Source organism: Paenibacillus sp. V4I3 (assembly GCF_030817215.1).
Taxonomy (GTDB): Bacteria; Bacillota; Bacilli; order Paenibacillales; family NBRC-103111; genus Paenibacillus_E.
Window position 1 is genome coordinate 2,629,058 of record NZ_JAUSZA010000001.1, and the last position, 13,695, is coordinate 2,642,752.

At 43.0% G+C, this 13,695-nt stretch carries 13 protein-coding genes; 12 read left to right on the plus strand and 1 reads right to left on the minus strand.

Features of this window, described 5'->3' with window-relative positions:
• Window positions 1-68 precede the first annotated feature (68 nt).
• The 4 genes from QFZ77_RS12055 (at window position 69) to QFZ77_RS12070 (ending at window position 4,324) form a co-directional block, all read left to right on the plus strand.
• Window positions 69-371: a hypothetical protein gene (locus tag QFZ77_RS12055; protein ID WP_307439723.1), complete on the plus strand. Its 303-nt coding sequence runs from the start codon at window positions 69-71 to the stop codon at window positions 369-371.
• A gap of 36 nt (window positions 372-407) precedes the next feature.
• Window positions 408-770: a DUF423 domain-containing protein gene (locus tag QFZ77_RS12060; RefSeq protein WP_307449453.1), complete on the plus strand. Its 363-nt coding sequence runs from the start codon at window positions 408-410 to the stop codon at window positions 768-770.
• 135 nt (window positions 771-905) lie between these two features.
• On the plus strand, window positions 906-2,441 hold the full coding sequence (locus QFZ77_RS12065; protein WP_307439725.1) for a PAS domain-containing sensor histidine kinase: 1,536 nt from the start codon (window positions 906-908) through the stop codon (window positions 2,439-2,441).
• A 14-nt stretch (window positions 2,442-2,455) separates the two neighbouring features.
• Entirely contained in the window at window positions 2,456-4,324 is a 1,869-nt protein-coding gene (locus tag QFZ77_RS12070) for a putative bifunctional diguanylate cyclase/phosphodiesterase (protein ID WP_307439727.1), read from the plus strand.
• 44 nt (window positions 4,325-4,368) lie between these two features.
• Here QFZ77_RS12070 and QFZ77_RS12075 read toward each other — a convergent pair whose 3' ends face one another.
• On the minus strand, window positions 4,369-4,866 hold the full coding sequence (locus QFZ77_RS12075) for a hypothetical protein (protein ID WP_307439729.1): 498 nt from the start codon (window positions 4,864-4,866) through the stop codon (window positions 4,369-4,371).
• A gap of 181 nt (window positions 4,867-5,047) precedes the next feature.
• On the opposite strand from QFZ77_RS12075, the gene QFZ77_RS12080 reads away from it, so the two are divergent.
• The 8 genes from QFZ77_RS12080 to QFZ77_RS12115 all read left to right on the plus strand — a co-directional run bounded on the left by QFZ77_RS12080 (window position 5,048) and on the right by QFZ77_RS12115 (window position 13,574).
• Entirely contained in the window at window positions 5,048-5,350 is a 303-nt protein-coding gene (locus QFZ77_RS12080) for a YunC family protein (RefSeq protein ID WP_307439730.1), read from the plus strand.
• A gap of 197 nt (window positions 5,351-5,547) precedes the next feature.
• Window positions 5,548-6,372 carry a basic amino acid ABC transporter substrate-binding protein gene (locus tag QFZ77_RS12085; protein WP_373462589.1) on the plus strand — a complete coding sequence of 275 codons (825 nt, stop codon included), beginning with the start codon at window positions 5,548-5,550 and terminating at the stop codon, window positions 6,370-6,372.
• Window positions 6,373-6,455: 83 nt separating this feature from the next.
• Entirely contained in the window at window positions 6,456-7,103 is a 648-nt protein-coding gene (locus QFZ77_RS12090) for an amino acid ABC transporter permease (protein WP_307439734.1), read from the plus strand.
• A gap of 13 nt (window positions 7,104-7,116) precedes the next feature.
• On the plus strand, window positions 7,117-7,839 hold the full coding sequence (locus QFZ77_RS12095; RefSeq protein ID WP_307449458.1) for an amino acid ABC transporter ATP-binding protein: 723 nt from the start codon (window positions 7,117-7,119) through the stop codon (window positions 7,837-7,839).
• Between the two features lie 256 nt (window positions 7,840-8,095).
• A complete protein-coding gene (locus QFZ77_RS12100) occupies window positions 8,096-8,764 on the plus strand; it encodes an ABC transporter ATP-binding protein (RefSeq protein ID WP_307449460.1) in 669 nt (222 codons plus the stop codon).
• Window positions 8,754-9,788 carry an efflux RND transporter periplasmic adaptor subunit gene (locus QFZ77_RS12105; protein WP_307449464.1) on the plus strand — a complete coding sequence of 345 codons (1,035 nt, stop codon included), beginning with the start codon at window positions 8,754-8,756 and terminating at the stop codon, window positions 9,786-9,788. Before QFZ77_RS12100 ends, QFZ77_RS12105 begins: the two co-directional genes overlap by 11 nt.
• Before the next feature lie 19 nt (window positions 9,789-9,807).
• Window positions 9,808-12,693, plus strand: a complete 2,886-nt coding sequence (locus QFZ77_RS12110; protein ID WP_307439737.1) for an ABC transporter permease — start codon at window positions 9,808-9,810, stop codon at window positions 12,691-12,693.
• Window positions 12,694-12,695: 2 nt separating this feature from the next.
• Complete coding sequence (locus QFZ77_RS12115) at window positions 12,696-13,574, plus strand: ABC transporter ATP-binding protein (RefSeq protein WP_307439739.1); 879 nt, start codon at window positions 12,696-12,698, stop codon at window positions 13,572-13,574.
• Window positions 13,575-13,695: the final 121 nt, after the last annotated feature.

The window sequence follows — 13,695 nt, forward strand, 5'->3', positions numbered from 1 at the left end:
TTAGCAGGAATTTCGACATTTTTCGGCGAATGGGTAATCATACTTATCTTTAAAGGGGGACATCCTTAGTGCGTTACCAATTTTGTCAGTATGTTACGATTGTGGATATGAATGAAGAAATTTTGTCAGAGGTATTATTTGACCATGGCGATTTTGAATCGAATGCATTAACGATTGGTTCATCTGTGGTGATTTATCAGCTTGGTCTGAAACAATTTGATGTTGTTTATGACAAAAGAGAAGGCAAAACCACTCGTAATAAGGTTGTAGATATTGAACTCGATCTTATCAAAAAGCCTTCGGTAACACGTGTGTTTTTGGAGCCCGTGCGGTTAATTGTCGGTCAGCATGATATTGGCGAAGTGGAATAAATAATATCGTTTCGGAAAGGAAAGAAGACGAGAATGATGAAACTTTTTTTGCTGATAGGCAGTTTGAATGCATTTCTTTCAGTCGCTCTAGGCGCTTTTGGGGCTCATTACTTGAAACAAAGGATTCCGGATAAGATAGATGTGTTTCAGACCGGCGTACAATATCACATGATTCATGCGATAGCCCTCATCCTTATTGCTCTTTTGTCAGATAAGCTGGCAAATAGCTCGATGGTGAATGCATCGGGGTGGGGCATTTTTATTGGTATTATCCTGTTCTCAGGTAGTTTATATGGCTTGAGTCTGACTGGACTCAAGTTTTTTGGACCCATTACCCCACTAGGCGGGCTCAGTTTCTTGGTTGGATGGATACTTCTAGCCGTGGCCGCTTACAAATAAGAAAATGGAAAGAGTCAGGAAATCTGACTCTTTTTTCATTGTATTTTGTCTTCTAAGCAGGAAAAAGCTCGGATCATGTAGAAAGTAATCCATGACGGATTCGATCATTCTTCCTTAATTGAATGGATGTGGCGCATGGCTGATATCATGGGGAACCAATCAGAAACGGGTAAGCCAATTGCTTCGGAACTAAAACTATTCACAAGCCATGAGCTATATCATCAATTGTTTGGTTGCGCAGTCATTTCAATGGCAATCGTTAGTCTGGACGGCAGGTTACTCATGGTTAATACATCGTTATGCCGCCTCTTAGGATACGCAGAAGAAGAATTGATTGGTCTGCCTATTCAGGAGTTTTCGCATCTTGATGATGTGGCTACCTATGCAGAACTATGCGAACAGACCCTTCGTGGTGAGCGGGAATCTACTCAAAGAGAGAATCGCTATGTCCATAAGGATGGCACCATAATATGGGGAATTATTCAAGTTTCCTTCATTCGTGATACGGAAGCGTATCCAAATCTTGTAGTTGTGCAGATTCAAGATGTATCGGAAAGAAAACGTTTGGAGCATAAGCTTGAGGAAAGCAGGCGTAGCTATCAATCCCTGCTAAATCATAACCAAAATCAACTCATTCTAAATGCCGTTTCAGAGGGCATGTTTGGCATCGATGAGCATTTTGGCACTACGTTTTGGAATAAAGCGGCGGAGTGCTTAACGGGTTACACCTATGAAGAAATGGTGGGGAAGAATCCTTATCTCGTTTTGACACGTGCTAGTGGAACCGATGAAGATTTGCAAATCAAGAATGAAACTGTGTTAGATCGAACGATGCTCGAAGGGGTTTGTGATTGTTCAAACGAGATCTTTTACAAAAAAAATGGAGACTCGTTTCCGGTTGAATACATGACTTCGCCGATCTTGGATCAAGATCAAATCATTGGAGTTGTCCTATCATTCAAGGATATTACTGAGCGGCAGCGTACGGAAGAGCTGCTCCACAGGTCAGATAAGATGTCCCTTATCGGGCAGCTTGCTGCTGGAGTTGCTCACGAAATTCGTAATCCATTGACTACCCTCAAAGGATTTATGCAATTTCTGCACCAGGGTGCTGTAAATAAAAAAGAATACCATGATATTATGATGTCCGAACTAGAACGGATCGAACTGATTACGACAGAAATGCTCGTTCTCGCTAAGCCGCAATTCATACAATACCAGCCCAAAAGTATCGAGAATATTATCAAAAGTGTCATAACCCTGCTTGAGACACAGGCCATTATTAGTAATATTCAATTCGTTGTCGCTATGGAGCATCATCTGCCGCTTGTTCATTGCGAGGAAAACCAGCTGAAGCAATCCTTCATTAATTTGCTCAAAAATGCGATAGAAGCCATGCCAGATGGCGGAAAAATCGATATTCAACTATTTTCAGTTGGAGACAAAACGGTGCGTGTGTTGTTTCAAGATAGAGGGCATGGGATATCGGAGGATGTATTGGCTAGGCTTGGAGAGCCCTTTTATACAACGAAGGAAAAAGGGACTGGGCTTGGCATCATGATTACGAATAAAATCATTGAGGATCATCATGGCCAGTTTGTGGTTGAGAGCAAGGTGGGAGAAGGAACGGTTGTCAGTGTGACGCTTCCTATTACCAATAGTGAGCAGTAAGAGGAGGCTAATTTGTGAAAAACCGGCTCTATATTGGCGGATATCTGTTAGTCGCCATATTCGTAAGCTTTTACGTAAAGCCGTATGCTGCATGGATTTATTTGCTTGCCTCACTAGTGCTGCTTATCGTGCTGCTTAGAAAGAGTGGAAGTATACAATCCTTAAAAAAAGAAATGCCGCGGGATCACACTTATTTAAATGTGCTTGATTCCTTATTCGAGCACAATCCTAATGCGATTGGTATTTTTGATCAAGATGGTAAATTTATTCGGATTAATTTAGCGGCAGAAACCATCCTCGGCTACTCCGTATTTGAGCTGCTCAATCAACCGTTTATCAGCTTTGTTACACAAGAGCAGCTGGAGCGGACAGGTAGCCAGCTTGAACAAGTGAGAAGCGGGACTCCTGTTACCTTTGAAACAGCTGTTATACATAAAAGCGGCTACCGGGTGGATTTGAACGTGACTGCTGTTCCTGTTGATTTGCAGCCTAATTCCAAAGGCAATATTCTAATATGCCAGGATATCACAGAACGTAAGCGCGGTGATGAGCAAGTTCGCTACATGGCTTATTATGATGATATGACAGGGCTGCCGAACAGGCGTATGTTCAGAGATAACTTGAATGAGCGGCTAAGTATTTCCAAATCCATTGGACAAAAGGTAGCTGTCTTCTATTTGGACATCGATCGCTTCAAGCTGGTCAATGACAGCTTCGGTTATGATTACGGAAACATGCTGCTGCTGCAGTTAGCGGAGCGTTTCACGAGATGTGTAACGGTCAATGATTATTTAGCTCGCACGGAAGGCGATGAATTTGCCTTTTTCTATACGAATGTGGCCGATTCTAATGACGTAATTGCGGTTATAGCAGAGATAAATCGTGTCCTCGAAAAGCCGTTTCTTTTAGAACAATATGAACTACATATTACAGCTAGTATTGGCGTTGCGATTTCCTCTGATGACGCCGATGAAGCGGAAATACTTATGAAATATGCTGACATTGCATTAGCTAGAGCCAAAGAGAAGGGGCGCAACGACTTTCAGATCTTCAATACGGACATGAAGTCAGTTTCAATCAACCGCCTCAAGCTGGAGAGTGAGCTTCGCAGAGCGATAGTCGGGGATGAGTTCATCTTATACTATCAGCCTCAGGTCGATATTGAAACGGGAAGCATTGTCGGTGTCGAAGCCTTAATTCGCTGGGATCATCCGGAGAAAGGTCTCATCTCGCCAAACTATTTCATTCCCTTTGCTGAGGAGTCCGGATTGATCGTGCCGATCGGTGAATGGGTACTGCGCGCTGCATGTAAGCAAAATAAAGCATGGCAGAACCAAGGGTATTCGATGATGCCGATATCTGTGAATCTGTCTATGCGGCAGTTTTTTCAACACAATCTCAAAGGCAAGATCAGACATGTTTTGGAACAAACAGGACTTGATCCGCAGTACTTGGAACTTGAAATCACCGAAAGCATGACGATGGATGTTGATCACGCCATTCAGTGCTTACTTGAGCTTAAGGAGCTAGGCGTGAATGTAAGCATTGATGATTTTGGGACAGGCTACAGTTCGCTGTACTACTTAAAGAAATTTCCGATTGATAAGCTGAAGATCGATCGTTCCTTTGTTCGAGATATCATGGTGGATCCGAATGACGCGGCCATCGTGGCCACGATTATTGCGATGACGCACCATTTGAACTTGAAGGTCATTGCTGAAGGCGTAGAAACTGAAGATCAACTGCATTTTCTGCATCAGAATCGCTGTAATGAGGTGCAGGGCTATTGGTTTAGTCCACCCGTAAGTGCGGATGAACTAGAACAAATGCTAAGAACGGGTATTCCAAATGCTTCAGCTGCTGCGTCTGTCCATGCCAAATAAAAGTAAGAGGGTATCCATATTCTAGGAAACCCTCTTACTTTTATTTAGAAAGCGACATAATCATCAATTTCATTCAATTTGAATAAGTAGACCTTCTTCTCATCTACATGATACACCGATACATTTTGATTACTGCTATCATAATTCAAAATCCGACATGGAAGATTAAGCTGGATTCCTTGACCTTTGATAACCGTTAAACGGATTAACGTATTATTCACTTTGAAACTTTCCAATTGCTCAATAATTGTATCTGAAGCTCCGCTGTTGTCGGTGGCTTTCGCCGTAGCTGTTACAGTTGAAGCTGGGACAGCAGCCGTTTTTTTGCTTGGTTGTAACGGAGGAGTGCTCTCTTTTTTGGTGTTAAGTTCAATCAATTTGCCAAGTTGAATGCCATTAATAATTTGGTAATCCTTGACTGTATCCACATTCAGAAGATGAAGGAGCTTTTCCATGGCAAGGCCATTCGTGGCATCTTCAATCAGAATTTCTACGGTAAATAAATGCCCATTCGGACTTATATTTGCTTTTCCTTGACTCATATAGCCTCCTTGCTGCCCAGAAACTGCGCTAGTACTTACTATATCATGATATCAAACCCAAATATAGCTTGCTTTCCCCATGAATTTGAAATTCACCCGAAACTTTTCAAACCTTTCTTACACCGTACTAGCCGACCGCGCATATACTACCGTAAGACTGCGAAGAGGAGCTGTGCAGAGCATGATGCGCGTTGAACCCATTCTCCTTGAAGGACGTACTGCAATTGCTATTGAAGTGAAGCTGCCGAAAACGACGTTGTTGGTTGTGACAACGGATAAAGGTTATATTATGTGTGGCGCTCTCGATGTTGCGCTGCTCAATGAACGCTTGAAGGACAGGAATATTGTAGCTGCACGGGCAACGGGGGTTCGTACGATTGAGGAACTTCTGGAAGCGCCGCTTGAATCGGTGACACACACTGCAGAAGATTTGGGTATTGTAGCTGGGATGACGGGACGGGAAGCCATTTTGAAAATGATGTAAAAGTGTTTTGAATGACAAAATTAGAACGCTTAGGATCTTTGGATCTCGGCGTTTTTATTTATTTGAGCATAATGACCAATAAACTTTCTTAACATTGTGCAGATATCTAAAAATGTGAAAAATTAGCCATTTTCAATATATTTCTAGCGAATTTCCTTAACAAAGGCGTTGTTATTTTATTGACCAAGTGTTAAAATATGATTCGTCCATTACATAGAACGGGGGGAATTATTTTGAAAAAATTAATGTTTTTTATACTGACTGCAGCTTTAGTTGTTGCTCTTGCAGGTTGTGGTTCTAAGGAAAGTGGTGGCACGAAGTACAAATTTGCTACTGATGCTGCCTATGCACCAATGGAATATATGGATAAAGATAAGATGACTGGCTTTGATATCGATTTTCTTGCTGAAGTGATGAAGGAAGCAGGTCTTTCCTACGAAGTCGCGAACACAGGCTGGGATACCATGCTAACAAGTGTGAAGCAAGGTAAAGAGTTTCAAGCAGGAATTTCCAGCGTTTCAATTACAGATGAGCGTAAACAAACTTACGATTACTCCATCCCTTACTTCGAATCGACGAACATGATTCTTGTTAAAGAAGGCAGCCCGATCAAAAGCGCGGTAGACTTGAAAGACAAGAAAGTAGCTGTTCAAATTTCTACAACAGCGGATACGCTGATGAGCAAAATTATGGGCGAGAAGAACCCATCCTTGAAACGTCTGGATAATAACACATTAGCTTTAATGGAGCTTGAAAATAACGGTGTTGACGCTGTTGTAGCTGATATTGCTATTGTTCGTGAATATGTGAAAAATAATCCGAACAAGAAATTCACTACGATTTCTGATCCGAAAAACTTTGAGTCCGAATACTACGGTATTTTGTTTCCTAAAGGCAGCGAGCTTAAAGCAAAGTTAGACCCGGCAATCAAGAAAGTTATTGAGAACGGTGCTTATGCAAAAGTGTACAAAAAATGGTTCGGTCAAGAGCCGGATACAAAGAAATTACTTGAACAAAAATAATAGGTCAACAGCATGCGTGACTTCAACCTTACGCATGCTTTTGTTCTGTAAATAGCAAAAAAAATGAAGAAAGGAAGTGTGGAATGGATTTTCGTTTTGATATCATTTTTGAATATTTACCTTTATTGCTCAAGGGTACGCTCTGGACTATTGGCATCTCCATTCTTTCCATCCTGTTCGGCTCTGTACTAGGGTTAGCTGTTGGATTAGGCAAAATGTCGCACCGTGCCTACTTAAGATGGCCGACTAGTATGTACGTTAACTTTTTCCGCGGCACACCGCTGCTTGTTCAGATACTGCTTGTCCACTTTGGAATCGTTCCATTATTCATAGGAACAACGAATGCGATCATCGCTTCAATTGTTGCCTTGTCTTTGAATTCAGCAGGCTATATGGCCGAAATTTTCAGAGCCGGTATTCAATCCATCGATAAAGGACAGACGGAAGCCGCGCACTCGCTAGGAATGACCCATTACCAAACCATGAAATCGGTTATTTTGCCTCAGGCGATTAAACGTATGATTCCTCCATTTGGGAATGAATTTATCGTACTGATTAAGGATTCCTCCCTGTTCGCTGTTATTGCTGCACCAGAATTGATGTATTGGTCCAATGCGATGCGCAGCCAATACTTTAAAGTCTGGGAACCTTACTTGACAGCTGCTCTTATTTATTTCATTCTCACTTACTCTCTAAGCAAGCTGCTTGCTTATCTGGAAAGGAAAGTGTAGAGATATGACTGCAATGATCGAAGTTAGAAATCTTAAAAAATCGTTCGGAGATAATGTCGTCCTTCGAGATATTAGTGCCGATATTCAGAACCAAGAGGTTCTTGTTGTGATAGGACCTTCGGGATCAGGGAAATCGACATTTCTGCGTTGTTTGAACCTGTTAGAACAACCGGATAGCGGCAGTATCTTGATTGAAGGTAAATCGATTATGGATCCGATGAATAAGATCAATGAGATCCGTATGGAGCTCGGAATGGTCTTCCAGCGGTTTCATTTGTTCCCGCATATGAAAGTCATTGATAATATCATGTTGGCACCTCTTCAAGTGAGAAAATGGCCAGAGGATAAAGCGCGTAAGAAAGCGCTGGAGCTTCTAGATAAAGTTGGGCTTGCAGATAAAGCCAATGCCCTTCCAGACTCGCTTTCGGGCGGTCAGGCACAGCGTGTGGCTATTGCAAGAGCACTGGCTATGGAGCCGAAGATCATGCTGTTCGATGAGCCTACATCGGCTCTTGATCCCGAAATGGTCGGGGAAGTGCTTGCTGTAATGAAGCAGCTGGCCAAAGAAGGGATGACAATGGTTGTCGTCACGCATGAAATGGGCTTCGCTCGCGAGGTCGGTGATCGCGTTATGTTTATGGAACAAGGCGTTATTGTCGAAGTAGGAAAGCCTGAGCAAATTTTTGAAAATGCCACGCAGGAACGAACGAAATCATTTTTGTCTAAAGTGCTCTAGCACTTTTCAGAAGAATAGAAGTAAGCAGGGAGGATCGCATGTCGATCCTCTTTTTTATTTGTATCTTTTTGGCAAAAGATAGATTTATAATGAAGGTAACTATCTTATATTGAAAATAAAGGTGATTTGTTACATAGCTTTACTCATTTTTTTAAGCGCTTCCAAAAAGGTGTATTTCTCTATATCTACGCTTGGTCATTTCGATTCCAATTCTGAAGAGGTGCTAACTTTGAAAACGTATGAAGATCAGGTGCCCATGGTACAAGCAATTGGCGTTACACGTGTTTTCGGGAAAGGACCGGCTGCCGTTCACGCATTGCGGGGTGCTCATTTAAGTATTCCCAAAGGCAGACTAGTAGCATTGCGGGGAAGATCAGGATCTGGTAAAACAACGCTGCTTAATATATTAGGGGCACTCGATCATCCGTCGGAAGGCACCGTTTATTTAGAAGGCATGGAGATCAGCCGTTTATCCGAGGCGAGGCGCAATGAAGTCAGACGGAAGCAGATCGGGCTTATTTTTCAATCTTTTGCCTTGGTGCCTTATATGTCAGCCTACGAGAATGTAGAGTTTGGATTGCGCATTTCGGGTATTCACCCCAATCAATATAAGCGTTTGGCAGAAGAAGCGCTAGATTTCGTTGGATTGAAGCCGAGAATGAAGCATCGTCCCTACGAACTTTCCGGAGGAGAACAGCAGAGGGTAGCGATTGCCAGGGCCATTGCGCACAAGCCTAAGTTGATTTTAGCAGATGAGCCTACAGCAGAGTTAGATAGCAGAATGGGTCTCCAGGTGCTTAAACTGTTCAAAGATTTGGTGCAAGAAGGAATGACAATTATTTTGACCACGCATGATCTCGCTATTATGGAAATTGTAGATGAAGTGTATGCACTGGAGGATGGTACCATTGTCGATGAAGGTTAATAAATTTGCTTCTCAGCTCGTTCTAATAACAAGTGCTATGTTTTTACTAGCGGGATGCTCTCTGTTGCCCAAAGAAGAGGAAGCGCTTAAACCGCCTTTAATCAAACCCGTAAAAGAAAATTTCGACCTTTACGAAGTGAAGAAGGGCAGCATAACGAGGAAGGTCAGTGTTGTTGGGACTTTTAAGTCTAGTCAAACGACCAACTATTATTTTAAAGAGTCCGGTCATCGGTTAGCTGGATTGCGCGTTAAACTAGGCGATACCGTTAAGCCGGGAGATGTGCTTGCTGAACTGGAAAAAGGCGACTTAGAAACTCGGATTGCCCTTCAAAAACTGAATCTGGAGAAATCCCAGATTGCTAGTGTGCAAACGAGGCAGTTTGACCCCGATCAAGTGCTATCGAATCGTTTGAAGGCTATAGATGTCGAAGCCGCGCAGCTCCAATTGGCCTCCCTTCAAGCCCAGCTAGACAAGACAATGTTGACGGCCGATTCTGCGGGAGTGGTAACTTACTTAACCGATGCACAGCAGGGAAATGTCGTGGATGCCTTCAGTACGCTTGTCGTCATCGCTGATCCTACAAAGCTGCAGTTATCTTACGAATCTTCAGATTCTAGTACACTTTCCGGTATTGAAGTTGGCATGGATGTTGAAGTGAAGATTGGTTCCTCTGGAAATAAGATACAAGGCAAAGTGCTGCGAACACCCTCAAGCTCACCTCCAACAGACAACAAAGCGCAAGCGGAAAGAAATGCGAAAACGATTATTATTGGGGTTCCCGATGGAACTGAAGGAGCAGCGATCGGTGTATCCGGAGACATAACGATCATCGTTGAGAAACGAGAAAATGTCATTGTCATACCAAGAACTGGTCTTCGAAGTTACTTAGGTAGGGATTACGTTCAAGTGTTGGTTGGTGAAAGTCGGAAGGAAATTGATGTAGAAAAAGGGCTTGTAACACCGACAGAAGTGGAAATCCGAACCGGACTAAAGGAAGGTCAGAATGTTATTTTAAATAACTAGCATCTTTAGGAGGATAGCAATGGCTTTATTTCTAATGATTCTCCGTAAAATGATCAAAAACCGCTGGCTAGAGCTTAGTTTGCTTGTGGGACTAATTATTTCGGTCGCACTTGCCAGCTCAATGCCTATTTATACACACGCCATTTTACAGCGTATGCTGATCAAAGATTTGGAAGTTCTTCAAACCAACACGCAGCAATATCCCGGGCAAGCCTATAATTCTGCCTACGTAATGGGAGAAAGCGGAGATCAACTTTTAGCGGAAACGGATGCCTTTATGGCAGAACAAAGCCAGCAGTTCGGCTTGCCGATTCTCCTATCCACGATTACGCGCAGCACAGTAAATTTCGAGCTTACACCTAGCGATCCAAGTAAAGTAGACCCTAAAGTGAACCGTTCAGCTGAATTAACAGCGATGTCGGAGTTGGAAAAGCATATTCGCATAGTTGACGGTGTCATGCCTTCTACTGAACCTGTAGATGGTGTATATGAAGCTTGGGTATTCCCTGAACTGCTAACTCAATTAAAGATTGTACTGGGCAATGAATTGACTATCGCTAACAAAGATTTGAAACAAAACATTCGAATAAAGCCCGTAGCTGTTATCGATCGTACAGATTATGCTGAACTTTATTGGACGAACAATATGAGCGACTTGCGCACAAAATTTTTCATCCCCTTTGCTTTATTTGAGAAAGATTTTACGAAGAACAAAAGTTTTCCCAACACATTTTCCTATTGGAATTACATACTGGATTATCATCAATTGAAGCTGGAAGGTCTTGAAGCCTACACTGGCACACATGAAAGGATAACCGGCTATTTAAGCAATCATTTCAACACGAATACAGTCAAAAATCCAGCGATTACCACATTGAAATTGTATGGTGAGAAAGAGAAAAAGCTCAGAATTATGCTATGGTCGCTTAATGTGCCCATTAGTATTTTACTCGCCTTCTATTTATTCATGGTTGCCAATTTGATTACAGAACGACAGAAAACAGAGATTGCCGTGCTGCGCAGCAGAGGAGCAAGCCGGACTCAGATTCTGCTAGGTTATGTGCTGGAAGGTATTTTATTAGGGGGAGTTGCCCTGCTAGTTGGTCCTCTAATTGGCCTGCAGTTAACGAAAATATTGGGTGCATCGAATGGATTCCTAGCGTTTGTCCAGCGCGCAGCAATGGAGGTCAAGCTGAATAAGGAGGCTTATCAATACGCTTTAATTGCCGTAACCGCATCGGTTTGTATGACTCTTATTCCCGCTGTACTTGCCACTCGCGCTACAATTGTTAGCCATAAACAAACCATGGCAAGGAAGAACAAGCTCTCTTTTGTGCATAAAATGTTTATCGATGTTGTCTTATTGGCAGTTTCTATCTATTTATTACAAAGCTTTAACCGACGGATGAATGATCTGGTTGCCTTAGGGCTGGACTCTATGGACATGAAAGTAGATCCACTCCTTTTCGTAGTCCCGGCTTTATTCATATTCGCCATGGGCCTGTTCCTACTGCGAGTATATCCGTGGGTCATTCAACTATTCTATCTCATCGGCCGAAAATGGTGGCCACCCTATTTGTATTCAACGCTGCTCCAAGTTGGCAGATCAACCACACAATATCAATTCATTATGCTGTTTATCATCATGACACTGGCAACAGGGTTGTTTAGTGCCAGCGCAGCAAGGACGATGAACAAAAATATTGAAGAGAAGATCCGTTATAAGAATGGGGCGGATATTGTTCTGCAAACCAAATGGGACAATGATGCACCGCCTCCACAGTCAGGGCCGTCTGGTTTACAGGAAGAAGCGAGCTCAATCCCTCTTGTTAAGAAGAAAGTCCAATATACGGAGCCTCCGTTTTTGCCCTTCACACAGTTGGCAGGTGTAGAATCGGCGGCTCGAGTGTTTAATAAGAAAGATGCTTATTTCGCGCTTGGCAAAGAAACAAAAAAAACAGCATTCATGGGCATTGATACCGATGAATTCGGTCAAACAGCTTGGCTCCGCGACCATTTGCTCGATCATCACTTTTATGAGTATTTAAACCTATTGGCTGGCGATTCCAAAGCCGTGCTTATTTCCAAGTCTATTGCCGAGGAAACTGGTGCCAAAGTGGGCGATGTGGTGCATTTAGGATGGAATGATGTTGAGGGTGCCACTTGTGTTGTATATGGGATTATTGATTACTGGCCGAGCTGGAATCCCAATCCGATCTTAACCGCTGGAACCAAAACAGGGAGCAGTTCTGACACGACGAAGCAAAGTAAAGTGGATGCACCGAAGTTAGTTATTGGGCATCTGTCCTACATTCAAAATAATATGGCCGTTGAGCCGTATGATGTTTGGCTAAAGCTAAAACCAGATATGACCAGTCAAGCTTTGTATGAGGAGCTAGAGCTTAAACATATATCGCTCTCAAGTTTAATGGATACGAAGCAAATGTTGGTTCTCTCCAAGAATGATCCATTCCAACTGGCTGTGAATGGCGTTATGACGCTGGGCTTCCTGATTGCTATTGGCATAAGCTTTATCGGGTTTCTCCTGTACTGGGTGCTTTCATTGTCCGGACGGATCTTACAATTCGGTGTGCTTAGGGCGATGGGTATTTCTTTTGCGCAGCTGATCGGAATGTTAATAGCTGAACAATTATTAACTTCTGGCGCAGCGGTTCTAATTGGCATGATTACGGGGAATACAGCCAGTCGATTATTTGTTCCTTTATTCCAATTAACTTTCGATTCCTCAAGTCAAGTGCCGCCTTTTCAAGTGAGCTTTGATCCGAGTGATCAGCTGCATTTGTACATCATTGTCACTGTGATGATAGGGACGGGTCTACTACTACTCGGCACGATGCTGTCCAGAATTAAGATTCATCAAGCCGTTAAGCTTGGGGAGGATTAAGGATGATTCACTGTGAAAATTTAGTTAAAATTTATAAAGCGGCTGACATAGAAGTCGTTGCTTTACAAGGGCTTGATCTCCATATCGAGGAGGGAGAGCTGATGGCGATTATCGGCAATAGTGGCAGTGGCAAATCGACGTTGTTGAATATGCTTGGAGGGTTAGATCGACCTTCGGCAGGTAATCTCCACGTAGATGGGAAGGATTTGTTGAAATTTAAGGAATCGGATCTGGTGAAGTATAAAAGGGAAACCGTTGGCTTCGTCTGGCAAAATAATGCACGCAATCTGATTCCCTATTTGACAGCATTGGAAAATGTAGAGCTGCCTATCCTGCTGCAGGGACGACGCAAGCGCCACCGCGCTATAGATTTACTGGATGCTGTAGGTTTGAGCCATCGAAGAAATAACAGACTAAATGAGCTTTCTGGCGGAGAACAGCAGCGTGTGGCTATTGCTATTGCGCTCGCCAATCAGCCGAGGCTCTTGCTGGCAGATGAACCGACAGGGTCAGTCGATACGAAGATGGCGAATCAAATTCTCGATCTGTTCCGTGAGCTGAACCGCAGCTTCGGTTTAACGGTTGTTATCGTCACACACGATCCGCTTCTAGCTAAGAAAGTAGACCGCGTCGTTGCCATTCGTGACGGCAAAACCTCCTCGGAGATACTGCGGCGCAAATCGTATCAAGAGGAATTGCTGGAGCTTGAGCAAGGTATTATTGCTGCTGATGGTGACTCTCATGTTGAATACGCGGTCGTTGACAAGGCGGGTAGACTGCAAATTCCTGCTAACTTCCTCGAATCAATTGGTGCTTCCAATACGAATAAAGTTCGCGTTGCGATGGAAGATGGACGAATTGTTCTTCTTCCGCCAGACTAATCTTAAGAAAGGTCCGCTCATGAATGTACATTTTTGGTATAGAAAAAAAGCCAATATGTTATGTTGACTTTACCTAGATATTTCCATTAGAATGAATGTATACTATTCCAGTAGGAATTAT